The organism is Pseudomonas sp. TE36184, from assembly GCF_054060055.1.
The window spans coordinates 675,165-699,896 of sequence record NZ_JBSSCU010000001.1; the positions used below are offsets into that span (position 1 = coordinate 675,165).

A 24,732-nucleotide genomic window follows, 5' to 3' on the forward strand; every position below is an offset into this window, starting at 1 on the left:
CTTACAACAAAAACAGGTCTGGTCTCAAATGCCGATGCCCGCGAACTTCTTCGGGGTAACGGCCAGGCAACTGCTGGTCCTGGTGACCGTGGGAGGCGTGGCCGCTTATCTCTTGAGCAATCCCGACGACACTACGTCCGAAAACCTCGCACTCGATGCGTTCATCCGTTCCCAGGAACAGGTGGGCGCGCAGGTGGGTGCGGTGTTGGGCATCACGCTGGTCAGGCAGGTGGTGGCGTATCCCGCGTATGGTACGCCGGGCTACAAGCGCTTGATGTATGACGTCGAGGGCGAGAAGGGGCGACTGATGGTCACGCTCAAACAGGTTGAGGGAGACCCGGGGATTGAAGTGACGGAGGTTCGCCGCCCGTGATCGCCCGGCCCAGTCAATGCCGTCAATGGCCAGGACTGAGCAGGTACGCTCGGGGGCTCAAGCTTATTGCGCGCGGACGGTTTCCGATTCGCGGACGATAATGGTCCCGGACTGAATCAATTTGAATTCATCGCCTTCCAGTTTTTCTACACGGTCGCCAATGGCCAGCTTGTAGGTTGTGGTGGGCGCCGAGCCAGCCAGGCCGTCTAGCGGCGGGGTGGATTCCTGGAACTCATGCACCGAATACACGCGTCCTTCTGCGTCTCTGGCATGGAACTGTCCGACAAGTACTGCTGCCATCTGTTTAGAACCTCTGGAGATAAACACTCGATTTGCGGTTCTGTAGACCGTCATGGAGCGGGGTAGTTTACCTATGGAAAAAAAATACTATTCGTTGATGTTTTCAGACGCTTCCTACGCGGGTGGTCGCGAGGCAGACGCCGGGGGAATTATCAAAACCTTCTGGTGAACGCGTCGCGAAGGCTCTATAACTACAAGCTCCTTTAGTCAGACGTCGGGAAACCTCAATGAGCAAGGTCTACACGATTGCCGTCCTGGTGGGCAGCTTGAGAAAAGAGTCGATCAACCGCAAGGTCGCCCTGGCATTGGCCGAACTGGCCCCCGCCAACCTCACATTGAACATTGTCGAAATTGGCGATTTGCCGCTCTACAACGAGGACATCGACGGGGCATCACCGCCCGCAGCCTACAGTACTTTCCGTCAACAAGTGCGTTCATCCGACGCAGTGCTGTTCGTGACCCCCGAATACAACCGCTCCGTGCCCGCCCCGCTGAAGAATGCCATCGATGTGGGCTCGCGCCCTTACGGGCAAAGCGCCTGGAGCGGCAAGCCGGGGGCGATTATCAGTGTGTCGCCGGGGGCTGTCGGCGGCTTTGGCGCCAACCACCATCTGCGCCAATCCCTGGTGTTCCTCGACGTGCCGTGCATGCAGCAGCCGGAAGCCTACCTGGGCGGCGCGGGCAGTGTGTTCGACGAGGCGGGCAAGCTGTCGGAGAAAACCAAGCCGTTCCTGCAGGCGTTTATCGATGCCTACGGCAAGTGGGTAGAAAAACAGCACGGCTGATCGCCGATGTGGAAACGGGCTGGCTCGCGATGGCGATGTATCAGTTGAAGATGCATGCACTGAAGCCGCGCAATCGCGAGCAAGCCCGTCAGCCTGTGTTCACGTCAGCGTAACCAGTTGGTGCGCGCCAGCTCGATCACTTCATCCCCGCGCCCGCTCATCACCGCCTTGAGCATGTACAGGCTGAAACCCTTGGCCTGTTCCAGCTTGATACTGGGTGGCATCACCAGCTCCTGGGTCGCCGTCACCACGTCCACCAGCACCGGGCCGTCATGGGCCAGGGCGCGGCGCAGGGCCGGTTCGAGGTCTTCGGATTGCTCCACGCGAATGCCCAGGATGCCCATGGCGTTGGACATGGCGGCGAAGTCCGGGTTTTTCAGCTCGGTGCCGGCCTCAAGGTAGCCGGCGGCTTTCATTTCCATGGCGACAAAACCGAGTGATGCGTTATCGAACACGATGACCTTCACCGGCAGTTTCAGCTGCGCCAGCGAAATGAAATCCCCCATCAACATGGTAAAACCGCCGTCGCCGGACATTGAGATCACCTGTCGCCCGGGGAAAGCCGCCTGGGCACCGATGGCCTGGGGCATGGCGTTGGCCATCGAGCCGTGGTTGAACGAGCCGATCAGGCGCCGTTTGCCGTTCATTTTCAGGTAGCGCGCCGCCCACACGGTGGGCGAGCCGACGTCGGCGGTGAAGATCGCATCGTCGTCGGCCAGTTCGCTGAGCAGGCGCGCCACGTATTGCGGGTGAATCGGCCGGTTGGCCTTCGACGCTTGCGCCAGGTCATCGAGGCCCTGGCGGGCTTTCTCGTAGTGTTTCAAGGACGTTTCGAGGAAGCTGCGGTCGGCCTTGCGGGTCAGGCGCGGCAGCAGTGCATCGATGGTCTCGCTCACGTCAGCGGCGATGCCCAGGTCCAGGGTGGCACGTCGACCCAGCGCCTGGGGGTTGCGATCGATCTGGATGATCTTCGCGTCGGTGGGGTAGAACTGGCGGTACGGAAAATCGGTGCCGAGCATGATCAGCGTGTCGCAATTGAGCATGGCGTGGTAACCGGAGCTGAAACCGATCAGGCCGGTCATGCCCACGTCGAACGGGTTGTCCCATTCCACGTGCTCTTTGCCGCGCAAGGCGTGTACCACCGGCGCGCCCAAGGCATCGGCCAGGGCCACCACTTGGGCATGGGCGCCGGCGCAACCGCTGCCGCACAGCAAGGTGACTTTCTGGCTGCTGTCGAGGATTTCGCTGAGGCGTTGCAGGTCCTGTTCCGCCGGCAGGGTGCGCGGCGCATGCAGGGCCGGCCAGGGTTTGAGCGTGTCTTCCACTTCCAGCAGCGACACATCCCCGGGGATCACCACCACCGCCACGCCGCGATTGAGGATTGCCGCGCGCATGGCGCGATGCAGCACTTGGGGCATCTGCTCGGGGTTGGTCACCAGTTCGATGAAGTGGCTGCACTCTTTGAACAGTTCCTGGGGGTGGGTTTCCTGGAAGTAGTTCAAGCCGATTTCGGAAGACGGGATTTGTGCGGCGATGGCCAACACCGGTACATGGTTGCGATGGCAGTCGAACAGGCCGTTGATCAAATGCAGATTGCCCGGCCCGCAACTGCCGGCGCACACCGCCAACTCGCCGGTGGCGGCGGCTTCGGCACCGGCGGCGAACGCGGCGACCTCTTCGTGGCGCACATGCATCCACTCGATGCTGTCCATGGTGCGCAGTGCGTCGGTGAGGCCATTGAGGCTGTCGCCGGTCAGGCCCCAGATGCGCTTGATGCCCGCCTGTTCAAGGGTGGTTGCCAATTGCTGGGCCAGGTTGATTTTCGCCATGAAGAACTCCAATCGTCAGTGAGGTTAAAAGTGGCTGATCAATAGAGGACAGTTCGATCACGGCGAATGCTCCGTGCTTAATGTGAAGATTGCGTCATGGTTGCGCGGTATTGGCGAGTGCGCCGGGCGATAAACCATTGATCGCGGACCAGTGCCATGCACGGCGCAACCTTGGGATTGGGGCGATGGCCGCGGCTCAGGCAACGCATCTGGTGACGCACCACGGCGAGGGCGGCGAGGGGCTTGCGCTTCCAACTGATCGATGTGATTTGCGGGTTGGGGTCGCGACCTTCGCGCCAGTGTTTGATCAGTTGCGGTTCCAGGGTCAGGGCGGTGGCGATACCGGCCATGGCGATGCCGCTGTCGAGGACTTGCTGCACTACCGGCAGGCGGCGAATGCCACCGGTGACCATCACCGGCATGTTTGCGAGGGTCGCCAGCTCGCGGGCCATTTCCAGGAAATACGCTTCGCGGGCCAGGGTCCGCCCGTCTCGGGCTTCGCCCGTCTCGGGCTTCGCCCTGCATGGCCGGTGCTTCGTAGCTGCCGCCGGACAGCTCCAGCAGGTCGATAGGCAGGGCATTGAGCAGCTCAATCACGGCACGCGCATCGTCCGCGTCGAAGCCGCCGCGCTGGAAGTCTGCCGAGTTGAGTTTCACCCCCACGCAAAACGAGGGGCTGACACTGGCGCGAACGGCCTTGATCACTTCCATCAGCAAGCGTGCGCGGTTCGGCAGCGAGCCGCCCCAGTGATCGGTGCGCCGGTTGCTCAAGGGCGAGAGAAACTGGCTGAGCAAGTAGCCATGCGCTGCGTGGATCTGCACGCCCGTAAACCCGGCTTTCTCGGCCAGGCGCGCGCTGGTGGCAAAGCGCGTGATCACGTTCTGGATCTCGTCTTCGGACATAGCCCTGGGCTTGGCGAACATCTTCGAAAAAATACCCAGGTCGAGGGCCACGGCGGACGGCGCCAAGGCTTGCTGGCGCAGGTTGGCCGGCGTCTGGCGCCCCGGATGATTGAGCTGCACCCAGAAGTGCCCGCCGTTGTTGCGTCCGAGGGCGGCCCATTCGCGAAAGCTGTCCAGTGACCGCTCGTCCTCCAGCGCAACGCCGCCGGGGCCGGTCATGGCGCGGCGGTCGATCATCACGTTACCGGTCAGCAGCAAGCCGGGCTCGCCATCCGCCCAGGCCTGGTACAACTGCTTCAATTCACGGGACGGCGCTTGTTGGGCGTCGGCCATGTTCTCCTCCATCGCAGCCTTGGCAATACGGTTGACAAGGACTTGGCCGTTGGGCAGTTGCAAGGGTTCGAAAGGTGACATGGTTGACTCCTGAAGGGGGGAGGCCTCAGGCTAAGCTTAAAGTTAACTTTAATGTCAAGCGGGCATGGCGATGAATATTGGTGAACTGGCGAAACAGAGCGGGCTGGCGGCGTCGCGTATTCGGTTTTATGAGGCCGAAGGGTTGATCAGCCAGGTGGGCAGGCAGGCCAACGGCTATCGGCGTTATGCCCCCGAGGCCCTGCAAACCCTGCAACTGATCCAGAGCGCCCAACAGGCCGGGTTTACCTTGCAGGAACTCAAGGCGCTGATGCCGGCGCCGGGCGAGCACAAGCGCGAGGCGCTGATTGAGGCGTTGGAGCGTAAGGTGCAGCAGATCGAAGGGATGCAGGCGCAACTGGCGCACAGCAAGGCGCAGTTGCTGGGCGTGATCGCGGCGGTGCGCGCGCAGCCGGAGGGTGTGCCGTGTTCCATGGAGCAGAAGCAGGTGCTGGCGTCGATCAAAATCGATGTATAAAAAAGCCCTGGCATGCCAGGGCTTTTCACGATGCTAACGCTTAACGGCGACGGAACAGCGGCAGCGGCTCGTCCGTTGCAGCCTGGTACGTCACGGAAAAGTCCTTGAGGCTTTCCAGCGCTTCATACGGGTCTTTGTCGGGGCGCAAGGCGAAGGCATCGAACCCGCAGCGGTGCAGGTAGAACAGTTGGTCGCGCAGCACGTCGCCAATCGCGCGCAATTCGCCTTTGTAGCCGTAGCGGTCACGCAGCAGGCGCGCATTGGAGTAGTTGCGCCCGTCGGTGAAGGCCGGGAAGTTCAGGGCGATGACCTGGAAGTGAGCCACGTCGTCACCGATCTCTTCGGCTTCTTCATCGGCGTCCAGCCACACGCCCAGGCCGCCGTCACGGGCCTTGAGCGCATGACCGTGCTCGCGCCACAGCGCCAGCGGCACGATCAGGTCGTCGCAGTTGGAGATGCCGTCGAAGGTCGCGTCCTTGGGCAGCAGGTGCCAGGTTTCGTCGACGACTTCGTTGTTCTTAATGATTCGCTGCATAGACGCGCTCCTTGAACAGGTCAATGCCGATGCGCTGGTAGGTGTCGATGAAACGCTCATCTTCGGTGCGCTGCTCGATGTACACATCGATCAGTTTGCCGATCACCTCGGGCATGGCTTCCTGGGCGAAGGATGGGCCGAGGATCTTGCCCAGGCTCGCATCGCGGCTGGCGCTGCCACCCAGGGACACTTGGTAGAATTCTTCGCCTTTCTTGTCCACGCCCAGGATGCCGATGTGGCCGACGTGGTGGTGACCACAGGCGTTCATGCAACCGGAAATGTTCAGGTCCAGCTCGCCGATGTCGAACAGGTAGTCCAGGTCGTCGAAACGGCGCTGGATCGATTCGGCAATCGGGATCGACTTGGCGTTGGCCAGGGAGCAGAAGTCGCCGCCCGGGCAGCAGATGATGTCGGTCAGCAGGCCGATGTTCGGCGTGGCGAAACCCCCTTCGCGCAGTTCGCCCCACAGGGTGAACAGTTGGCTCTGCTCAACGTCCGCGAGAATGATGTTCTGCTCGTGGGAGGTGCGCAGTTGACCGAAGCTGTAGCGCTCGGCCAGGTCGGCCACGGCGTCCAGCTGCTTGTCGGTGATATCGCCGGGGGCGACGCCGGTAGGCTTGAGCGACAGGGTCACGGCGACATAGCCCGGCTTTTTGTGCGCCAGGGTGTTGCGCACACGCCAGCGGGCGAAACCTGGGTGCTGCTGGTCGAGCGCGGCGAGTTCGGCGTCCTGATTGCCCAGGGCTTTGTACTCGGGGTCGACGAAGTGTTTGGCCACGCGGTGGACTTCGGCGTCGGTCAGGGTGGTCTGGCCGCCGCGCAGGTGTTCCATCTCGGCGTCGACTTTCTGCGCGAACACCTCAGGGGTCAGCGCCTTGACCAGGATCTTGATCCGCGCCTTGTATTTGTTGTCGCGACGGCCATAGCGGTTGTAGACCCGCAGGATCGCGTCGAGGTAGCTCAGCAGGTCCTGCCACGGCAGGAACTCGTTGATAAACGCGCCAACCACCGGGGTACGCCCCAGGCCGCCGCCTACCAGTACACGGAAGCCCAACTCGCCGGCGGCGTTGTAGACCGGCTCCAGGCCGATGTCGTGTACTTCGATCGCCGCACGGTCCGATGTCGAGCCATTGATGGCGATCTTGAATTTGCGCGGCAGGTAAGCGAATTCTGGGTGGAACGTGGTCCATTGGCGGACGATTTCACACCAGGGGCGCGGGTCGATCAGTTCGTCGGCGGCAACCCCGGCGAATTGGTCGGTGGTCACGTTGCGCAGGCAGTTACCGCTGGTCTGAATGGCGTGCATCTGCACGGTGGCCAGCTCAGCCAGGATGTCCGGCACGTCTTCCAGCGCCGGCCAGTTGAACTGCACGTTCTGGCGGGTACTGATGTGGGCGTAGCCCTTGTCGAAGTCGCGGGCAATCTTGGCCATCATGCGCGTCTGGCGCGAAGTCAGTTGGCCATAGGGCACGGCCACCCGCAGCATCGGCGCAAAGCGCTGAACATAAAGGCCATTTTGCAGGCGCAGAGGGCGGAACTCTTCTTCGCTCAGTTCACCTGCTAGGTAGCGTCGGGTCTGATCACGGAACTGCTTGACGCGGTCCTCGATGATGCGCTGATCGTATTCGTCGTATACGTACATATAGGTCCTGTTCTCGGCAAATCTGCGCGCACGGCCGCGCACTCCCAACGGAGCCGGGGCACGATACCAGTTTGCGTTTATGCGCAAAAGTGATGTTTGAATATATGCAAAGAACCAAATCGACTAATGGGAGCGATTGTCGGTATACACGCATTTGTCATGCGGGCAATCATCGACTTTACTGTGGGCGAGTCTGAATGCAATCACCTATAAAACCGACAAGAGGCGATGCGATGAGCCATCCGACAAAAGCCCGTAAACCCGACAGTACCGTGGATGCCTGGGCCATTCTATTTCTGATCATTCTCGTGGTAGGGACGGCGGTGTTCTGGGTCGGCCACCAGTAAACAGCGTTGACTGAGCCTCGAATGACTGTCCGATTGCCAGTATCATGGCGGTCAATGTTCAAGGCTTGAATAACCATGGTGAAGGTTCTGTTTACGTGTGTGTGGTTGCTGGGGCCAGCATTTTGTGGCGTGGCCCAGGCAGCGTCGGTGGTGTTTCTCAACCCGGGCATGTCGACGGAAACCTTTTGGGTCAGTTACGCGCAATTCATGCAGGCCGCGGCCAAGGACCTCGGCCTGGATTTGCGCGTGCGCTATGGCGAGCGCGATCTTCACACCACATTGGTCCAGGCCCGGGAGGAACTGCAAGGCCGCGAGCGGCCGGATTATCTGGTGCTGGTCAATGAGCAGTATGTCGCCCCGCAGATTCTGCGCATGGCCCAGGGCAGTGGGGTCAAATTGCTGGTGGTGAACAGCGCGCTGACCGCCGACCAGGTGCAGTTGTTGGGCGCCCGCACGGGCATCGATCTGATCGGCAGCCTGGTCGCCGACGACGAAGAGGCCGGCTACCTGATGCTCAAGGACATGTTGCGCCAGCACGGCCGTGTTGCGCCCGGCGAATCCCTCGACCTGCTGGCGTTTTCCGGCATCAAGACCACTCCCGTTGCCCTGTTGCGAGAGCAGGGCATGCGCCGGGCGCTGGCCGAACACCCCGAGGTGCGCCTGCGTCAGTTGGTTTATGGCGAGTGGAGCCGCGAGCGCGCCTTCGAGCAAGCGACGCAGCTGTTCAAGCGTTACCCGCACACGGCGCTGGTGTGGTCGGCCAACGATCAGATGGCGCTGGGTGCCATGCAGGCGTTTCGGGACAGCGGGCGCGTGCCTGGCAAGGACGCGCTGTTCAGTGCGGTCAATAGTTCACCGGAGATCTTGCAGGCGCGTCTGAACGGGCAGTTGTCGTCCCTGGTCGCCGGGCATTTCACCGTGGGCGGGTGGGCGATGGTGCTGATCAATGATGATGCCAAGGGCGTGGACATCGGCGCTTACGGCGGGCGCGACCGCCAGGAGGCGCTATTCCAACTGATCGATTCCGCCCAGGCGCGGCGCTTGCTGGGGCCCATGCCGACGGTAAATTTCCGCGCACTGTCCGCCCTGGGCAAGCCTGCGTCCTATGGTTACCCCTTCAGCATGCGTCTGCTGCTGCACTAGACCCCGGCCAGCAGCAACACCAGCTTGACGATGCCGAACAGCGTCAAGGCAAACACCACTGTGAACAGAATGCCCAGGACCACAAAGTGGCTGGGCTTGCCATGGGTAAAGTCGCGGGCGCGGTTCTTGCCGCTCTGCACGCCAAAGGCGGCGGCGACGACGCTGTGCAGCATCTGCCACAGGGTAGGCGGTTTGTTGTTGGCTGGATCGTCCATACGTGCCTCGACACAAGATGTGTGAGGCAAGCATAGACAATCTGCGCGTGCTTAGTTGTCGTAACCCAGGTTCGGTGCCAACCAGCGCTCGGTCACGGCCAGGTCCTGGCCTTTGCGTGCGGTGTAGCTCGCCACCTGGTCTTTGTCGACCTTGCCCACGGCGAAGTATTGCGCCTGCGGGTGGGCGAAGTACCAGCCGCTGACCGCAGCCGCCGGGAACATCGCGTAGTGCTCGGTGAGGAACACGCCGCTGCGGCCGGCATGCATCTCGCGGGCCTCGGGGTCCAGCAGTTGGAACAGGGTGCCTTTCTCGGTGTGGTCGGGGCACGCCGGGTAGCCGGGGGCAGGGCGGATGCCGCTGTACTGTTCCTTGATCAGCGCGTCATTGTCCAGTTGCTCGTCCTTGGCATAACCCCAGTAGTCTTTGCGCACCTGTTGGTGCAGCCATTCGGCGCAGGCTTCGGCCAGGCGGTCGGCCAGGGCCTTGACCATGATCGAGTTGTAGTCGTCGCCCGCGTCCTGGTAAGCCTTGGCCACTTCCTCGGCGCCGATGCCCGCGGTGGTGATAAACCCTCCCACGTAGTCGGTGATGCCGCTGTCTTTGGGCGCGACGAAGTCGGCCAGGGAGAAGTTCGGCTTGCCGTCGGTCTTGATGATCTGCTGGCGCAGGTGGTGCAAGGTTGCCAGGGGCTGCCCGTCGTCGCCGTAGACTTCCAGGTCGTCATCGTTCACCTGGTTGGCCGGCCAGAAACCAAATACCGCGCGAGCGCTGATCAGCTTCTCGTCGATCAGCTTGGCGAGCATTTCCTGGGCGTCGGCATACAGCGCCGTGGCGGCTTCACCCACCACTTCATCGGTGAGGATGCGCGGGAACTTGCCGGCCAGGTCCCAGGAGATGAAGAACGGAGTCCAGTCGATGTATTCGGCGAGCACCTTGAGGTCGATGTTGTCCAGCACCTTGGCGCCGGTAAAGGTCGGCGTGACCGGCGTGTAAGTGCTCCAGTCGAACTGCGGCTTCTTGGCGATCGCCGCCGGGTAGCTCAGGCGTTCGGTGCGTGCGCTGCGGTTCGAGGTGCGCTCGCGCACTTCGATGTATTCCAGGCGGGTCTTCTCGACGAAACCGGCTTTCAATTCCTTGGACAGCAACTGCGTGGCCACGCCCACCGCGCGCGAGGCGTCGGTCACGTAGATCACTGCATCATTGCTGTACTTGGGTTCGATCTTCACCGCCGTGTGCGCCTTGGAGGTGGTGGCGCCACCGATCATCAGCGGCAGGTGGAAGTCCTGGCGCTGCATTTCGCGGGCGACGTGGACCATCTCATCGAGGGACGGGGTGATCAGGCCGGACAGCCCGATGATGTCGCACTTCTGTTCCTTGGCCACCTGCAGGATCTTCTCCGCCGGCACCATCACGCCCAGATCGACGATGTCATAGCCGTTGCACCCCAGCACCACGCCGACGATGTTCTTGCCGATGTCATGCACGTCGCCTTTCACCGTGGCCATGAGGATCTTGCCCTTGGCTTCCGGCTTGTCGCCTTTTTCCAGTTCGATGAACGGGATCAGATGGGCCACGGCCTGTTTCATCACCCGCGCCGACTTGACCACCTGCGGCAGGAACATTTTGCCCGCGCCAAACAGGTCGCCGACGATGTTCATGCCGGACATCAGCGGGCCTTCGATCACTTCGATCGGGCGCGCGAACGACTGCCGGGACTCTTCGGTGTCTTCGACGATGTGCGTGGTGATGCCCTTGACCAGCGCGTGTTCCAGGCGCTTGTTGACCGGCCAGCCGCGCCATTCCTCGGTTTCGGCTTCCTTGACGCTGCCGTCGCCCTTGTACTTGTCGGCGATGGCGAGCAGGGCGTCGGTGCCGTCCGGGGTGCGGTTGAGCACCACGTCTTCCACCGCGTCGCGCAGTTCGGCGGGGATCTGGTCGTAGATCTCCAGCTGGCCGGCGTTGACGATGCCCATGGTCAGGCCGTTGCGGATCGCATACAGCAGGAACACCGAGTGGATCGCCTCGCGCACCGGGTTGTTGCCGCGGAACGAGAACGACACGTTGGACACGCCGCCGGACGTCAGCGCATACGGCAGCTCGTCGCGGATGTAGGCGCAGGCGTTGATGAAGTCGACGGCGTAGTTGTTGTGCTCTTCGATACCGGTGGCGACCGCGAAGATGTTCGGGTCGAAGATGATGTCTTCCGGCGGGAAGCCGACTTCATTGACCAGGATGTCGTAGGAGCGTTTGCAGATCTCTTTCTTGCGCGCTTCGGTGTCGGCCTGGCCGGCTTCGTCGAAGGCCATCACCACCACGGCGGCGCCGTAGCGTTTGCACAGCTTGGCGTGATGGATGAACTGCTCGACGCCTTCCTTCATGCTGATGGAGTTGACGATGCCCTTGCCCTGGATGCACTTGAGGCCGGCTTCGATCACTTCCCACTTGGAGGAGTCGATCATGATCGGCACGCGGGAGATGTCCGGCTCGCCGGCAATCAGATTGAGGAAGGTCACCATGGCCTTCTTCGAATCGAGCATGCCTTCGTCCATGTTGATGTCGATCACCTGGGCGCCGGCTTCCACCTGCTGCAGGGCGACTTCGAGGGCTTCGGTGTAGTTGTCTTCGCGGATCAGCCGGGCGAAACGGGCGGAGCCGGTGATGTTGGTACGTTCGCCGACGTTGACGAACAACGACTGGCGATCAATGGTGAACGGCTCCAGGCCCGACAGGCGGCAGGCCTTGGGAATGTCCGGGATCTGGCGCGGCGCGTAACCGGCCACGGCCTTGGCGATGGCTTCGATATGCCCCGGCGTGGTGCCGCAGCAGCCACCGACGATGTTCAGGAAGCCGCTCTGGGCGAATTCCTCGATGACTTTGGCGGTTTGCGCCGGCAATTCGTCGTATTCGCCGAATTCGTTGGGCAGGCCGGCGTTAGGGTGCGCGGACACATAAGTGTTGGCCTTGTTCGACAGCTCTTCGAGGTACGGACGCAACTCGCTGGCGCCCAGGGCGCAGTTGAGGCCCACGGAAATCGGCTTGGCGTGGCTGACCGAGTTCCAGAACGCTTCGGTGGTCTGGCCCGACAGGGTACGGCCGGAGGCGTCGGTGATGGTGCCGGAGATCATGATCGGCAATTCGAAGCCCAGCTCTTCGAATACACCCTGCACGGCAAAGATCGCGGCCTTGGCGTTGAGGGTGTCGAAAATGGTTTCGATGAGGATCAGGTCTGCGCCGCCTTCGATCAGGCCCTTGGTGGCCTCGGTGTAGTTCTCCACCAGTTCATCGAAGGTCACGTTGCGGTAGCCGGGGTTGTTCACATCCGGCGACAGCGAGCAGGTACGGCTGGTCGGGCCGAGCACGCCGGCGACGAAGCGTGGCTTGTCCGGCGTCTCCAGGGTCTTGGCGTCGGCCACCTTGCGCGCGACGCGGGCACCTTCTACGTTCAACTCGTAGGCGAGCGACTCCATGCCGTAATCGGCCTGGGACACTTGGGTGGCGTTGAAGGTGTTGGTTTCGAGGATGTCGGCGCCGGCATCCAGGTACGCCTTCTCGATGGAGGCGATGACGTCCGGACGGCTGAGCAGCAACAGGTCGTTGTTACCCTTGACGTCGCTCGGCCAGTCGGCAAACCGTTTGCCGCGGTAGTCCTGTTCTTCCAGCTTATAGCTCTGGATCATCGTGCCCATACCGCCGTCGAGGATCAGGATGCGTTCCTTGAGGGCTTGGTGAAGGGCTTGCAGACGAGCGCTACGATCGGACATGGGACTACTCTGTTCAGGCATTACGGAGGGCGTGGATCATAGCAAACCTGTGTGGATTTGGAGCATGTGCAGGTTTTGCATGAATATCGTTCATGTTGGTGCGCGTGTTAGATCGGTAGAATCCGCGGGGTTTTCCATTTTGGCTTCATATCGGGACCAGGCTCATGCCGTATCGCATCATCATCAGCTTCGTTCTGTTGCTGATTGGCAGCACTACACAGGCCCAAGATCCCGCTCCGGCGCTTTCCTACACCCGTGATATCCAACCGATCTTCACTGAGAAGTGCGTGGCGTGCCATGCCTGCTACGACTCGGCCTGCCAGTTGAACCTGGGCAGTGGCGAGGGCGCGGCGCGGGGGGCGACCAAGGTGCTGGTCTACGATGGTGATCGCAGTCAGGCGACCAAGCCGACGCGTCTGTTCTACGACGCGTTCGGCAAGGCTGCCTGGCGGCACGAAGGCTTCACTTCCGTGCTCGACGCCCAAGGCAGCCAGGCTGCGTTGATGGCGCGCATGCTCGAACTGGGCCACAGCCGCGCGCCGTTGCAGCCCAACGGCAAGCTGCCGGACGACATCGTGCTGGGCCTGAACCGCGAGAACATGTGCCCGCTGCCAGAGGAGTTCGACACTTACGCCGACGTGCACCCCAATGAAGGCATGCCGCTGGCCGTGACCGGCTTGAGCGACCAGCAGTACCAGACCCTGCGACGCTGGCTGGCCTCCGGTGCGCCGATTGACCAGCAGGGCGTGGCGCCAAGTGCCCAGGAAGCCGCACAGGTGCTGCAGTGGGAAAACCTGCTCAACGCCCCCGGCGCCCGCGAAAGCCTGGTCGCCCGCTGGCTGTTTGAACACCTGTTTATCGCACATCTGTATTTCGAAGGCGGTGAGCCGGGGCATTTCTTCCAGTGGGTCCGCTCGCGCACCCCCAGCGGGCAGCCGATCGACCTGATCAATACCCGTCGCCCCAACGACGATCCCGGTACCCGGATCTACTACCGGCTGTGGCCGATACAGGGGGTGATCGTCCATAAGACCCACATCACGTACCCGCTCAGCGCGGCGAAAATGGAACGGGTCAAAGCCTTGTTCTACAGCGGCGACTGGCAGGTCAGCGCCTTGCCAGGCTACGGTCCGGGCCGTCGTGCCAACCCGTTCGAGACGTTCGAGGCGATTCCGGCCCAGGCGCGCTACCAGTTCATGCTCGATAATGCCGAGTACTTTGTCCGCACCTTCATCCGCGGCCCGGTGTGCCGGGGCCAGATCGCCACGGACGTGATCCGCGACAACTTCTGGGCACTGTTCCAGGCCCCCGAACACGACCTGTACATCACCGATCCGCTCTATCGTGGCCGTGCCACGCCGTTGCTGGCAATGCCCGGGCAGAACGACGACGTGGGCAGCGTGCTCAGCCTGTGGCTCAAGTACCGTGACAAGCGCAACGAGTACGAAGCGCTGCGTCGCTACCGCTATGGCGAGTTGCCGGCGCCCGGTTGGTCGACGCTGTGGGCCGGCAACGACAATGCGTTGTTGAGCATCTTCCGTCACTTCGACAGCGCGTCGGTCAATAAAGGCCTGATCGGTGAAGTCCCGCAGACGATGTGGTTGTTCGATTATCCGTTGCTGGAGCGCACCTACTACCAATTGGTGGTCAACTTCGACGTGTTCGGCAACGTCTCCCATCAGGCCCAGACCCGCTTGTACTTCGACCTGATCCGCAATGGCGCCGAACAGAACTTCCTGCGCCTGATGCCGGCCAATTCGCGGGACGATTTCCTCGACGATTGGTATCAGAACGGCGGCAAGGTCAAGTTGTGGATGGACTATGAGTCGATCGACGACGATAAACCCACCGGCCTGAAACTGAATGAAAAAGACCCGAAACGCGATTTCGTCAACCAGTTGCTGGCGCGTTATGGCGACCTCAATGCCAGCCCGGACCCGATCAATCGCTGTGTCGGCGCCTACTGCTCGCGGCCGGGCCTCGAACCGGTGCTGCGCGATGCCGAGCAGGCCCTGAGTCGCCTGACGTCACGCCCGGCGGCGGGGCTCAAGGTCATCGACCAATTGCCGGAAGCGACCATGCTGCGCATCGAAACCCGCACCGGTCATCGCGAGGTCTACAGCCTGCTGCGCAACCGTGCCCACAGTAATGTCGCGTTCATGCTGGGTGAGGCTTCTCGCTATCAACCGGGCCTGGACACGTTGACGGTCTACCCCGGCGTGCTGAGCAGTTATCCGAACTTCATGTTCAATATCCCGGCCGAGCAAGTGCCGGCGTTCGTCGCGGCCATGGAAAGTGCCCGCGACGCCCAGCACTTCGAGAAGATCGTCGATCGTTGGGGTGTGCGCCGCAGCCATCCGCAGTTCTGGGAGTACTTCCACGATCTGTCGACCTACATCCGCGAAACCACGCCGTTGGAAGAGGGTGTGCTGGATATGAACCGCTATGAAAACCTCTGACGGCGATGGCGAGGCTTTTCCGACAAAATTACTGGGGCTTTGTATCTGCGTAATATTTTGGCGTAAACTGCCAGCAAGCCTGTGAGGAGTTTCCATGACTGCCATAACCATTACCGACGCCGCCCACGATTACCTGGCTGACCTGCTGTCCAAGCAGAACACCCCGGGTATCGGCATCCGCGTCTTTATCACCCAGCCTGGCACCCAGTACGCCGAGACGTGCATCGCCTACTGCAAGCCGGGCGAAGAGAAGCCGGAAGACACCGCGCTGGGGCTGAAAAGCTTCACCGCGTATATCGATGCCTTCAGCGAAGCGTTCCTCGACGACGCGGTGGTCGACTACGCCACTGACCGCATGGGCGGCCAATTGACCATCAAGGCGCCGAACGCCAAGGTGCCGAACGTCAATGCCGACAGCCCGGTCAACGAGCGCATCAATTACTACCTGCAAACCGAGATCAACCCTGGGCTGGCCAGCCACGGTGGGCAGGTCAGCTTGATCGACGTGGTGGATGACGGTATCGCCGTATTGAAGTTCGGCGGCGGCTGCCAGGGCTGCGGCCAGGCGGATGTGACCCTGCGTGAAGGCATCGAGCGTACCTTGCTGGAGCGCATTCCGGAGCTCAAGGGCGTCCGCGATGTGACTGACCATACGCAGAAAGAAAACGCCTACTACTGAGTCAGGTGTTCGCTGCGAGCAAAAAAACGGCGCCCCGTGAGCGCCGTTTTTTTATGCTTAAAATTCAGCCGCTTACGCGACCTACCTAACGCTGAACATTAAGTGTGGGAGGGAGCTTGCTCCCGATAGCGGCGGGTCAGTCGACTTATCAAGCAACAGATACACCGCTATCGGGAGCAAGCTCCCTCCCACATTTTTTTGTGTTTGTTTAGTTAAGTCAGTGTTTTATGTTTGTTTTTTGATGTTTTTGATTAGGGGCGGTACAGGTGTGCATGCCCGGCCCGATACAGCGACGACGCGCTGAAACTGTCACTGGCCAGCACCCGACCCACCACAATCAGCGCTGTGCGCCTGAAGCCTTTGGCCGCGACTTTTTCGGCAATGTCCGCCAAGGTGCCGACAGCCCAATCCTGATCCGGCCAGGTCGCGCGGTGTACCACGGCAATCGGGCAATCCGCGCCATAGTGCGGCAGCAGTTCGGCGACGATCTTCTCCAGGTGATTGACCCCCAGATGAATCGCCATGGTCGTGCCGTGGCGGGCCAGGCTGTCGAAGTCTTCACCGGCGGGCATGCGGGTTTTATCGGCGTAGCGGGTGAGAATCACGCTCTGGGCGATGTCCGGCAGGGTCAGTTCAGTCTCCAGCAGCGCCGCGCAGGCGGCCACGGCGGTGACGCCGGGAATGATCTGGAACGCAATGCCCAACTCGCGCAACAGGCGGATCTGTTCGCCAATTGCGCCGTACAGGCTTGGATCGCCGGAGTGGACTCGCGCCACATCCTGGCCCTTGGCATCGGCGGCCTTGATCAGCTCGATGATCTGTTCCAGGTGCAGTTCGGCGCTGTTGACCACCTGTTCGGCCTGATGCCCCTCCAGTACCGCCGCCGGCACCAGCGACCCTGCATAGATGATCACCGGGCAACTGCGGATCAGCCGCTGGCCTTTGACGGTGATCAATTCCGGGTCGCCGGGGCCGGCGCCGATGAAGTAGACGGTCATGGAGAAATCCTGTGAAAAAACGCGCGAGCATGAGGAACGCTCATGATCGGAAGCGGCGATTATCGCGGTTTCAGTCGACGCAGGCCAATGCCAAGGTGGCCCGGGCGGATTTTTTGCGCGGGACCAACAGGCGCGCAGGGGCGCCGCCGAGTTGTTCGGCCAGGGCCAGGGCGGCGCTTTCGGCGATGCCGTAACAACCGGTATGGGCAAAGGCGACGGCGGACCTGTGGCTCAGACGGTCGTCATACATCGCCAGGTGCGCCGCGCTGAAGCAGTGCAGCGGCAGGTTCAGCCATTGGGCCAGGGCCAGCAAGCCCGGTTCATCCTGCTTGCGATCAAGGCTGGCCAGGGCGGTGATGCGATGGCGCTCGATACCGCCCTCGGCGAGGGCGGCGTTCAGCAGGTCCAGCAGGGCTTGAAACTCGCAGCCGCGCTGGCAGCCCAGGCCGACCACGAGGGTCATGCGGTGTATCGATCGTCGCGGTTGCGGCGAAACAACCAGGCGCTGATCAGCCCCAACGCCAACCAGAACGCGATGTTGGTCAGTTGCGAGGCGATCTTGAACTGTGCTTCCAGAGCCTCAGGGGCCAGCATCGAATGCACTTCAGGTTGCGGAGCGCCAATCACATGAGGCACCACGAGGATTGCCGCGCCCAGCGCTTTGAGCAGCCAGTTGCCACCGAATACCAGCAGCGCGATACCGGCCGCGGTTGAGGCCGCCGTGCCGATCCACCAGATCTGCCGTTGTGCCAGGTCGGCGGCGGCAGTGCCCGGCAATTCCGGCGGCAGGCCCAGGGTTGGCGCCAGGACGAAGGTCGCGTAACCGGCCAGGCCCCACAGCAGGCCTTGAGCCGTGCGAGTCGGCGCGCGCAGGGTGTAGAGCCCGGCGAGCATCAAGGCGAAACCGACCGCCACCACCAGATTGCCGCCGGTGGTCGACAGCACGCGCTGCCAGCCGTCTTCCGGCTCCCAGGCTTCGGCGTCATGGGCGTGTGCAGCGGTGCCGGCGGCGTGCTCGTGTACCACTTGCGTCGCGGCCGGGGCTTTTTCAAAGGTTTCCGCCTGCATGATTAGCGGGGCGACCCAGAAACTTTGCAGCAAGGTCAACAACAGGGCGGCCAGCAGCCCACTGAAACCTGCGGTTTGCGCAATACGCTTGATCATGTCGGCAGGTCTCAATGGCACGGGAACGCGGCGCTGTGGCGGGTATCGTGGGCGGCGTTGTGTACCGCTTCGATATGCGAGAACCCGGCGAAATACACCAGGCACGCGCCGAGGATCGAAGCGCCGATGGCGGCGCCCAGGCGTTGGCTCAGGGTGGCGGTGCTGCTGGTGCTAGACGAGGTGCTGCTGATGATCGACATGGCGCGTCCCTTCAGGGGTTCAGGGTGACACGAGCGCATGCAAAACCCGCGAGCCAGGCACGCAGGGTTCAAACAGCGCCCGCCCACCGCGGGTTTGTTAGATGATTTTTTTCGGGCCGGTCTCCGGGCTTGCGAGGGGGCTCTTGAACTGAGTCCTGAAAGCATCGCCTTCCCATGCACAAAGCACAGTGGCCGTGACGCTTCGCTCGCTTACCGTTGCGGGGGCAGCACCGGACTGGTCATATCGCTATGACGCACCGGTTTCCCGTTTCACCCTGTGAAGGGCACCCGAAACAAGGTGTGTAGGAAAGCATGCAGGGCGACGGTAGTCAAATTGACTGAGCCCCTGTAGCCTTGCACCCTCGAGGTTCTTCGGCCCAGGCCGAAGCTAAGAAGGGAACGCGGTTCAAGCCGCGGCTGCCCCCGCAACTGTGAAGGGTTTATCTGACTGCCACGCCACTGCCATCAAGGCGGGAAGGCGCAGCCAGCGCCGGTCGCAAGACCCGCAAGCCCCAAGCCAGGAGACCTGCCTCGCAACCGATTTTTCAATTCAACCGGGCGGGGTGATCCGGTGACGAAATCTGCTGCTGCGCGTCGCGCAGGGCCTATCGTCCCGTATGCCCGCCCCCAAGGGCATCCGATGAAAACACTGGCCAAACTCCCCGTCACCATCGTTACCGGCTTTCTCGGCTCGGGCAAAACCACCTTGCTGCGCCATATGCTCGATAACGCCCAGGGCCGTCGCATCGCGGTGATCGTCAACGAGTTCGGCGAGCTGGGCATCGACGGTGAAATCCTCAAGCAGTGCTCCATCGGCTGCACCGAGGAAGAAGCCAACGGCCGCGTGTATGAACTGGCCAACGGCTGCCTGTGCTGCACCGTGCAGGAAGAGTTCTTCCCGGTGATGCGCGAACTGGTTGCCCGTCGCGGCGACCTTGACCATATCCTCATCGAAACCTCCGGCCTGGCCCTGCCAAAACCTTTGGTCCAGGCGTTCCAGTGGCCGGAAATCCGCAACGCCTGCACGGTCGATGCGGTGATCACCGTGGTCGACAGCCCCGCCGTGGCGGCCGGTACCTTCGCCGCCTTCCCGGATCAGGTCGACGCCCAGCGCAAACTCGACCCGAACCTGGACCACGAATCACCGCTGCATGAACTGTTCGCCGACCAACTGGCCAGCGCCGACCTGGTGATCCTCAACAAGTGCGACCTGATCAGCCCCGACGACCTGGCCCGCGTGCGCCTGGAAGTCGCCGAAGAGTTGCCGCCGGCGGTGAAGATCATCGAAGCCAGCAGCGGTCGGGTACCGCTGGACGTGCTGATCGGCCTGGGCGCCGGCTCCGAAGAGCACATCGACGGTCGCCATAGCCATCACGATCATCATCACGAAGGCGAAGACGATCATGATCACGATGCGTTCGACTCCATTTCCATCGACTTGCCCCAGTCCGACGAAGCCCTGCTGCTCGACGCCCTGAGCCAATTGGTGGTGCAGCACGGCATCCTGCGCGTCAAAGGCTTCGCGGCGATCCCGAACAAGCCGATGCGCCTGCTGATCCAGGGCGTGGGCACGCGCTTCGACAAACACTTCGACCGCGCCTGGAGCGCCGACGAAGCGCGCATCACGCGCCTGGTGCTGATCGGCCAGGACCTCGACGCGGCGGGCCTCGAAGCGCAATTGCGCGCCGCCCTCAGCGTTTAACCCATGCACCTGCTCAGGACCCAGCCCGGCGGTTTCGTCGCGGACGACAACATTGCCGACCTTGGGCAAACCCCCGCCGAGCTGGTGATCCTGTGCAGCGGCGACTCCAGCCTGGCGCTGCTGGCCGAAGCGGCCCAGCAGTTGCCCGGGGATTACCCGAGCCTGCGCCTGGCCAACCCGATGCAGGTGCAGAACCATGCATCGGTGGACCTGTACGTCGATGAAGTGCTGCGCCACGCCAAGGTCATCCTGATTTCCCTGCACGGCGGCATCGGCTATTGGCGTTACGGCGTCGAGCGCCTGGTGGCGTTGGCCGAGCGCGGGGTCACGCTGATCCTGGTGCCGGGGGATGACCGCCCCGACCCGGAACTCAGCGGCCTCAGCACCGTGGATGCCGCCGCGCGTGACCGCCTGTGGCAGTTCCTGCGCCAGGGCGGCCTGGGTAATGCGCTGGATTTTTATCGCTGCCTGGCCAGCGCCTACCTGGGCCGCGACTATGCCTGGGCCGAGCCGCAAACCCTGGCGCGCAGCGCGATTTATCACCCGCGTAAGGCCAATGCGTGCCTCAACGACTGGCAGTTGGATTGGAATCCTGAGTGCCCGGTGGCGGCGGTGCTGTTCTACCGCTCCCATCTGCAAGCGGCCAATACCGGTTTTATCGATGTGTTCTGCCAGCGTCTGCAGGCGGCGGGCCTGAATCCGTTGCCGATGGCAGTGGCCAGTCTGAAGGAGCCCGGCTGCCTGACGGTGGTCGAGGACTGGCTGGATGAGGTCGGGGCGGCGGTGATTCTCAACACCACCGGCTTTGCCCAGTCCAGCCCCGAAGCGCCGCATTTGCGCCCGTTTCGCCGCAATATCCCGGTGATCCAGGCGATTTGCGCCCAGGACAACCAACCCGCCTGGCAGGCCAGCGAACAAGGCCTCGGCCCGCGCGACCTGGCGATGCACATTGCCTTGCCGGAACTGGACGGGCGCATCATCAGCCGACCGATCAGCTTCAAGGACCTGGCCTGGCGCAGTGAGCGCAGCCAGTCGGACGTGGTGTGCTACCGCGCAGCGCCGGAGCGCATGGACTTTGTCGCTGAACTGGCGCGCCGTTGGGTCGAACTGGCGCGGGTGCCGAATGCCGACAAGCGCATCGCCCTGATCCTGGCCAACTACCCGACGCGCGACGGCCGCATCGGCAACGGTGTCGGCCTGGACACGCCGGCGGCGGCGCTGAATATCCTGCGGGCCTTGCAGGCCGAGGGTTATCCGCTGCCCGAAATCCTGCCGGAAAGCGGCACCGCGCTGATCCACGAACTGCTCGGTGGCGTCACCAACGACCTGGACAACCTCGACCTGCGCCCGTGCCACCAAAGCCTGGGCCTGGACGACTACGAGGCGATGTTCAAGCGCCTGCCCGAAGCCAACCGCCAGGCGGTGCTGGAACGCTGGGGCACGCCGCACAACGACCCGATGTGCCGCGACGGCCGCCTGATGATCGCCGGCCTGCGCCTGGGCTTGACGTTTATCGGCATCCAGCCGGCCCGCGGTTATCAGGTGGACGCCAGCGCGGTGTACCACGACCCGGACCTGGTGCCGCCTCACGCTTACCTGGCGTTCTATTTCTGGTTGCGCCACACCTACGGCGCTCACGGCGTGATCCACGTCGGCAAGCACGGCAACCTGGAATGGCTGCCGGGCAAGGGCGTAGGGCTGTCGGAAAATTGCTGGCCCGACGCGCTGCTCGGGCCGCTGCCGAATATCTACCCGTTTATCGTCAACGACCCGGGCGAGGGCGCCCAGGCCAAGCGGCGCACCCAGGCGGTGATCATCGATCACTTGATGCCGCCGCTGACCCGTGCCGAAACCTACGGGCCGCTGCGCGACCTGGAGCTGTTGGCGGACGAATACTACGAAGCGCAATTGCTCGACCCGCGCCGCGCCCGCGAGCTGCAAAAGGACATCCTCAAGCTGGTGCGCGAAACCCGTATCGACCAGGAGCTTGAGCTGGACAGCGAGGCCGACGCGGCGATCTGGCTGCCGCGCCTGGATACCTACCTGTGTGACCTGAAGGAATCGCAGATCCGCGACGGCCTGCATATCTTCGGCGAGTCGCCTCAGGGCCGCTTGCGTATCGACACCTTGCTCGCGTTGCTGCGTATCCCGCGTGGCGACGGCCGAGGCGCGCAATCGAGCCTGTTACGGGTATTGGCCAAGGCCTTCGAGCTGGGTTTCGATCCGCTGGACTGCGCCCTCGCCGAACCCTGGACCGGACGCTGCCCGGAGGTGTTGCAAACCATCGATCCACAGCGGTGGCGCACCGCCGGTGATACCCGCGAGCGCCTGGAGCTGTACGCTGCACGGTTGATCGAACAGGCGCTGGCGGGGCCGCTGGAACAGCTGGAAGAGCCCGGTTGGGAGGATGTCAAATCCGTCATCGAAAGCCTGCGCAGTGTCGTGGCGCCACGCCTGGATGGGTGCGGCCCGGCGGAAATGCGCGGCCTGCTCGATGCCCTGGGCGGCCGCTTCGTGCCGGCGGGCCCAAGCGGCGCGCCGAGCCGGGGGCGTCTGGATGTGCTGCCCACCGGGCGCAATTTTTTCAGCGTCGACGTGCGCAACCTGCCGACCACCACCGCCTGGCGCATCGGTTTCCAGTCGGCCAACCTGATTCTCGAGCGGCACCTGCAAGACCACGGCGACCACCTGCGCCAGCTCGGCCTGTCGGTGTGGGGCACCGCGACCATGCGTACCGGCGGCGACGATATCGCCCAGGCCATGGCCCTGATGGGGGTACGCCCGGTGTGGGCCACGGGCAGCCAGCGGGTGGACGACTTCGAAATCCTGCCGATCAGCCTGCTGGACCGCCCGCGTGTCGACGTGACTTTGCGCGTGTCCGGGTTCTTCCGGGATGCCTTCGCCAACCTGATCCGCCTGTTCGATGCGGCGGTACAAGCGGTGGCGGCGCTGGACGAGCCTGACGATATGAACCCGCTGGCCGCCAAGGTCCGTTGCGAGCGCCAGGCGTTGCTTGAGTCCGGCCTGGACGAGGCCGCGGCGGCGAAACAGGCGGGCTGGCGTATTTTCGGGGCCAAGCCCGGTGCCTATGGCGCCGGCGTGCAGGGCGCGATCGACGGTCGCTTGTGGCAAAGCCGCGAGGACTTGGCCGAGGTCTACCTGAACTGGGGTGGCTACGCCTATGGTGGTGCCGACGAGGGCACCGCCGCCCGCGGGCAATTCGCCCAACGCCTGAGCCAGGTGCAGGCGGTGCTGCAAAACCAGGACAATCGCGAGCACGACCTGCTCGATTCCAACGATTACTACCAATTCCAGGGCGGCATGCTCGCCGCCGTGGAAACCCTGAGCGGCGACAAGGCCGCCAGCTACCATGGCGACCACAGCCAGCCGGACGTGCCGAAGATCCGCACCTTGAAGGAAGAGCTGAACCGGGTGATCCGTGCCCGCGCCGCCAACCCCAAGTGGATCGAAGGTGTGAAGCGTCATGGCTATAAAGGTGCGTTCGAGATGGCGGCGACCGTGGACAATCTGTTCGCCTTCGACGCCACCACCGCGCTGATCGACGATCACCAATACGCCTTGCTCGCCGACGCCTACCTGCTCGACCCCGACACCCGCGCCTTTGTGCGACAGCACAACCCTGATGCCCTGCGGGACATGACCGAGCGCTTGCTCGAAGCCCAGCAGCGTGGCATGTGGCAAGCGCCGGGGACGTATCGCGAGGCGTTGGAAAACCTGTTGCTGGATATAGAAGAAGACAGCTGATGACTGATATTCCCCATTTCCCGCTGTCGGCCGTGGTCGGTGCCGATGACCTGAAACTCGCGCTGTGCCTGACCGCCATCGACCCGAAGATCGGCGGCGTGCTGATCGAAGGCCCGCGCGGCATGGCCAAGTCCACCCTGGCACGTGGCTTGGCGGACCTGTTGGCCAGCGGTCAATTCGTCACCTTGCCGTTGGGCGCCACCGAAGAGCGCCTGGTCGGCACCCTGGACCTGGATGCGGCATTGGGCGAAGGCCGCGCGCAGTTCTCACCCGGCGTGCTGGCCAAGGCGGATGGTGGGGTGTTGTATGTCGACGAGGTCAACTTACTGCCCGATCATTTGGTGGACCTGCTGCTGGACGTGGCCGCCAGCGGCACCAACCTGATCGAGCGCGACGGCATCTCCCACCGGCATCCTGCGCGTTTTGTGCTGATCGGCACGATGAACCCGGAGGAGGGTGAGTTGCGTCCGCAGTTGCTCGACCGCTTCGGCTTCAATGTGGCCTTGAGCGGGCAAACCGTGCCGGCCGAGCGTGGGCAGATCATCCGCCGGCGCCTCGACTTCGACAGCGACCCCGTGGCCTTCTGCGCGTTGTGGGCCGAACCGCAGGCCGCCCTGCGCGAGCGTTGCACCCGGGCGCGGACCTGTCTCGAGGCCATTGCATTGGATGACGAGGCGCTGGCACAGATCACCCAACGCTGCTTTGCCGCGGGCGTGGATGGTTTGCGCGCCGACCTTGTCTGGTTGCGTGGCGCAAGAGCGCATGCAGCCTGGCGCGGCGCGACCGCCATCGCCGAGGAAGATATCGAAGCCGTGGCCGAGTTTGCCTTGCGCCATCGTCGCCAGGCGCAGTCCCCGCCGCCCAGCCCGCCCAACCATGAGGGCCAGGCTCCTCAAGCGTCCGACACTTCACCCGGCCAAGGCCAGTGGGGCGATATGCCCGCACCGGCCTTGCCCACGGGCGCTCGCCGAGACGTGCCCGCCTGGCCAAAAAAGCCTTAGGCATCCGCCCCCGACGTGACGCGGGGGCGGATGCCCGGCCC

At 63.0% G+C, this 24,732-nt stretch carries 19 protein-coding genes, 1 pseudogene and 2 riboswitches; of the genes and pseudogenes, 9 read left to right on the forward strand and 11 right to left on the reverse strand.

The features are described from left to right. Positions 1 to 28: 28 nt before the first annotated feature. Positions 29 to 373 (forward strand): hypothetical protein, encoded by a 345-nt coding sequence (locus ACVWZP_RS03150; RefSeq protein WP_017846613.1) that lies wholly within the window; start codon positions 29 to 31, stop codon positions 371 to 373. A gap of 63 nt (positions 374 to 436) precedes the next feature. Here ACVWZP_RS03150 and ACVWZP_RS03155 read toward each other — a convergent pair whose 3' ends face one another. Continuing rightward, on the reverse strand, positions 437 to 673 hold the full coding sequence (locus ACVWZP_RS03155) for a hypothetical protein (protein ID WP_046383133.1): 237 nt from the start codon (positions 671 to 673) through the stop codon (positions 437 to 439). A 227-nt stretch (positions 674 to 900) separates the two neighbouring features. Here ACVWZP_RS03155 and ACVWZP_RS03160 point away from each other — a divergent pair, with 227 nt between their 5' ends. Continuing rightward, a complete protein-coding gene (locus ACVWZP_RS03160) occupies positions 901 to 1,458 on the forward strand; it encodes an NADPH-dependent FMN reductase (protein WP_017846611.1) in 558 nt (185 codons plus the stop codon). Between the two features lie 104 nt (positions 1,459 to 1,562). Here the strand turns inward: ACVWZP_RS03160 and poxB are convergent, their stop codons facing one another. Continuing rightward, positions 1,563 to 3,287, reverse strand: a complete 1,725-nt coding sequence (gene poxB, locus ACVWZP_RS03165; RefSeq protein ID WP_046383134.1) for a ubiquinone-dependent pyruvate dehydrogenase — start codon at positions 3,285 to 3,287, stop codon at positions 1,563 to 1,565. 77 nt (positions 3,288 to 3,364) lie between these two features. After that, positions 3,365 to 4,604 (reverse strand): annotated as a pseudogene (locus ACVWZP_RS03170) (NADH:flavin oxidoreductase/NADH oxidase family protein). A 70-nt stretch (positions 4,605 to 4,674) separates the two neighbouring features. On the opposite strand from ACVWZP_RS03170, the gene ACVWZP_RS03175 reads away from it, so the two are divergent. Then, positions 4,675 to 5,079, forward strand: a complete 405-nt coding sequence (locus tag ACVWZP_RS03175; RefSeq protein ID WP_057005451.1) for a MerR family transcriptional regulator — start codon at positions 4,675 to 4,677, stop codon at positions 5,077 to 5,079. A 40-nt stretch (positions 5,080 to 5,119) separates the two neighbouring features. Here ACVWZP_RS03175 and ACVWZP_RS03180 read toward each other — a convergent pair whose 3' ends face one another. Both ACVWZP_RS03180 and ACVWZP_RS03185 read right to left on the reverse strand, forming a co-directional pair. After that, positions 5,120 to 5,614 (reverse strand): DUF934 domain-containing protein, encoded by a 495-nt coding sequence (locus ACVWZP_RS03180; protein ID WP_017846607.1) that lies wholly within the window; start codon positions 5,612 to 5,614, stop codon positions 5,120 to 5,122. Next, complete coding sequence (locus ACVWZP_RS03185) at positions 5,598 to 7,256, reverse strand: nitrite/sulfite reductase (RefSeq protein WP_046383137.1); 1,659 nt, start codon at positions 7,254 to 7,256, stop codon at positions 5,598 to 5,600. Before ACVWZP_RS03185 ends, ACVWZP_RS03180 begins: the two co-directional genes overlap by 17 nt. Before the next feature lie 422 nt (positions 7,257 to 7,678). Here ACVWZP_RS03185 and ACVWZP_RS03190 point away from each other — a divergent pair, with 422 nt between their 5' ends. Further along, complete coding sequence (locus tag ACVWZP_RS03190) at positions 7,679 to 8,746, forward strand: ABC transporter substrate-binding protein (RefSeq protein ID WP_457369356.1); 1,068 nt, start codon at positions 7,679 to 7,681, stop codon at positions 8,744 to 8,746. Here ACVWZP_RS03190 and ACVWZP_RS03195 read toward each other — a convergent pair. Continuing rightward, on the reverse strand, positions 8,743 to 8,961 hold the full coding sequence (locus tag ACVWZP_RS03195) for a DUF2970 domain-containing protein (protein ID WP_017846603.1): 219 nt from the start codon (positions 8,959 to 8,961) through the stop codon (positions 8,743 to 8,745). The genes ACVWZP_RS03190 and ACVWZP_RS03195 overlap by 4 nt on opposite strands. Before the next feature lie 51 nt (positions 8,962 to 9,012). Continuing rightward, a complete protein-coding gene (gene metH / locus ACVWZP_RS03200; RefSeq protein WP_017846602.1) occupies positions 9,013 to 12,723 on the reverse strand; it encodes a methionine synthase in 3,711 nt (1,236 codons plus the stop codon). Between the two features lie 164 nt (positions 12,724 to 12,887). On the opposite strand from metH, the gene ACVWZP_RS03205 reads away from it, so the two are divergent. Together ACVWZP_RS03205 and nfuA are read left to right on the forward strand one after the other, a co-directional pair. Continuing rightward, entirely contained in the window at positions 12,888 to 15,182 is a 2,295-nt protein-coding gene (locus ACVWZP_RS03205) for a fatty acid cis/trans isomerase (protein WP_046383140.1), read from the forward strand. Positions 15,183 to 15,276: 94 nt separating this feature from the next. Beyond that, the gene (gene nfuA / locus ACVWZP_RS03210) at positions 15,277 to 15,861 is read left to right on the forward strand and encodes a Fe-S biogenesis protein NfuA (protein ID WP_003190728.1); all 585 of its coding nucleotides are present in this window, start codon (positions 15,277 to 15,279) and stop codon (positions 15,859 to 15,861) included. Between the two features lie 251 nt (positions 15,862 to 16,112). Here nfuA and cobM read toward each other — a convergent pair whose 3' ends face one another. The 4 genes from cobM to ACVWZP_RS03230 form a co-directional block, all read right to left on the reverse strand. Further along, positions 16,113 to 16,859, reverse strand: a complete 747-nt coding sequence (gene cobM / locus ACVWZP_RS03215) for a precorrin-4 C(11)-methyltransferase (RefSeq protein WP_046383141.1) — start codon at positions 16,857 to 16,859, stop codon at positions 16,113 to 16,115. A 70-nt stretch (positions 16,860 to 16,929) separates the two neighbouring features. Then, positions 16,930 to 17,322 carry a cobalamin biosynthesis protein gene (locus tag ACVWZP_RS03220; RefSeq protein ID WP_046484972.1) on the reverse strand — a complete coding sequence of 131 codons (393 nt, stop codon included), beginning with the start codon at positions 17,320 to 17,322 and terminating at the stop codon, positions 16,930 to 16,932. Next, on the reverse strand, positions 17,319 to 18,023 hold the full coding sequence (locus tag ACVWZP_RS03225; RefSeq protein ID WP_079444077.1) for a CbtA family protein: 705 nt from the start codon (positions 18,021 to 18,023) through the stop codon (positions 17,319 to 17,321). Before ACVWZP_RS03225 ends, ACVWZP_RS03220 begins: the two co-directional genes overlap by 4 nt. An 11-nt stretch (positions 18,024 to 18,034) precedes the next feature. Next, entirely contained in the window at positions 18,035 to 18,223 is a 189-nt protein-coding gene (locus tag ACVWZP_RS03230) for a CbtB domain-containing protein (RefSeq protein WP_079444076.1), read from the reverse strand. A gap of 97 nt (positions 18,224 to 18,320) precedes the next feature. Beyond that, positions 18,321 to 18,530, reverse strand: a riboswitch (cobalamin riboswitch). A gap of 41 nt (positions 18,531 to 18,571) precedes the next feature. Then, a riboswitch (cobalamin riboswitch) is annotated at positions 18,572 to 18,771 on the forward strand. A gap of 92 nt (positions 18,772 to 18,863) precedes the next feature. Between ACVWZP_RS03230 and cobW the strand changes: the two genes are divergently transcribed. Genes cobW through ACVWZP_RS03245 form a run of 3 tightly spaced genes read left to right on the forward strand, consistent with a single transcriptional unit; the run spans position 18,864 to position 24,691 of the window. Then, positions 18,864 to 19,925, forward strand: coding sequence for a cobalamin biosynthesis protein CobW (gene cobW, locus ACVWZP_RS03235; protein ID WP_017846596.1), 1,062 nt, complete (start codon positions 18,864 to 18,866; stop codon positions 19,923 to 19,925). Positions 19,926 to 19,928: 3 nt separating this feature from the next. After that, positions 19,929 to 23,690 (forward strand): cobaltochelatase subunit CobN, encoded by a 3,762-nt coding sequence (cobN, locus tag ACVWZP_RS03240; RefSeq protein WP_457369357.1) that lies wholly within the window; start codon positions 19,929 to 19,931, stop codon positions 23,688 to 23,690. Further along, positions 23,690 to 24,691 carry an ATP-binding protein gene (locus tag ACVWZP_RS03245; protein WP_457369358.1) on the forward strand — a complete coding sequence of 334 codons (1,002 nt, stop codon included), beginning with the start codon at positions 23,690 to 23,692 and terminating at the stop codon, positions 24,689 to 24,691. The genes cobN and ACVWZP_RS03245 overlap by 1 nt, the downstream gene beginning before the upstream one ends. The last annotated feature ends 41 nt before the right edge of the window (positions 24,692 to 24,732 follow it).

Excerpts from the sequence above, each read along its gene's own strand:
- ACVWZP_RS03150 (WP_017846613.1), top strand. The coding sequence starts at position 29 with ATGCCGATGCCCGCGAACTTCTTCGGGGTAACGGCCAGGCAACTGCTG.
- ACVWZP_RS03155 (WP_046383133.1), bottom strand. The coding sequence starts at position 673 with ATGGCAGCAGTACTTGTCGGACAGTTCCATGCCAGAGACGCAGAAGGA.
- ACVWZP_RS03160 (WP_017846611.1), top strand. The coding sequence starts at position 901 with ATGAGCAAGGTCTACACGATTGCCGTCCTGGTGGGCAGCTTGAGAAAA.
- poxB (WP_046383134.1), bottom strand. The coding sequence starts at position 3,287 with ATGGCGAAAATCAACCTGGCCCAGCAATTGGCAACCACCCTTGAACAG.
- ACVWZP_RS03175 (WP_057005451.1), top strand. The coding sequence starts at position 4,675 with ATGAATATTGGTGAACTGGCGAAACAGAGCGGGCTGGCGGCGTCGCGT.
- ACVWZP_RS03180 (WP_017846607.1), bottom strand. The coding sequence starts at position 5,614 with ATGCAGCGAATCATTAAGAACAACGAAGTCGTCGACGAAACCTGGCAC.
- ACVWZP_RS03185 (WP_046383137.1), bottom strand. The coding sequence starts at position 7,256 with ATGTACGTATACGACGAATACGATCAGCGCATCATCGAGGACCGCGTC.
- ACVWZP_RS03190 (WP_457369356.1), top strand. The coding sequence starts at position 7,679 with ATGGTGAAGGTTCTGTTTACGTGTGTGTGGTTGCTGGGGCCAGCATTT.
- ACVWZP_RS03195 (WP_017846603.1), bottom strand. The coding sequence starts at position 8,961 with ATGGACGATCCAGCCAACAACAAACCGCCTACCCTGTGGCAGATGCTG.
- metH (WP_017846602.1), bottom strand. The coding sequence starts at position 12,723 with ATGTCCGATCGTAGCGCTCGTCTGCAAGCCCTTCACCAAGCCCTCAAG.
- ACVWZP_RS03205 (WP_046383140.1), top strand. The coding sequence starts at position 12,888 with ATGCCGTATCGCATCATCATCAGCTTCGTTCTGTTGCTGATTGGCAGC.
- nfuA (WP_003190728.1), top strand. The coding sequence starts at position 15,277 with ATGACTGCCATAACCATTACCGACGCCGCCCACGATTACCTGGCTGAC.
- cobM (WP_046383141.1), bottom strand. The coding sequence starts at position 16,859 with ATGACCGTCTACTTCATCGGCGCCGGCCCCGGCGACCCGGAATTGATC.
- ACVWZP_RS03220 (WP_046484972.1), bottom strand. The coding sequence starts at position 17,322 with ATGACCCTCGTGGTCGGCCTGGGCTGCCAGCGCGGCTGCGAGTTTCAA.
- ACVWZP_RS03225 (WP_079444077.1), bottom strand. The coding sequence starts at position 18,023 with ATGATCAAGCGTATTGCGCAAACCGCAGGTTTCAGTGGGCTGCTGGCC.
- ACVWZP_RS03230 (WP_079444076.1), bottom strand. The coding sequence starts at position 18,223 with ATGTCGATCATCAGCAGCACCTCGTCTAGCACCAGCAGCACCGCCACC.
- cobW (WP_017846596.1), top strand. The coding sequence starts at position 18,864 with ATGAAAACACTGGCCAAACTCCCCGTCACCATCGTTACCGGCTTTCTC.
- cobN (WP_457369357.1), top strand. The coding sequence starts at position 19,929 with ATGCACCTGCTCAGGACCCAGCCCGGCGGTTTCGTCGCGGACGACAAC.
- ACVWZP_RS03245 (WP_457369358.1), top strand. The coding sequence starts at position 23,690 with ATGACTGATATTCCCCATTTCCCGCTGTCGGCCGTGGTCGGTGCCGAT.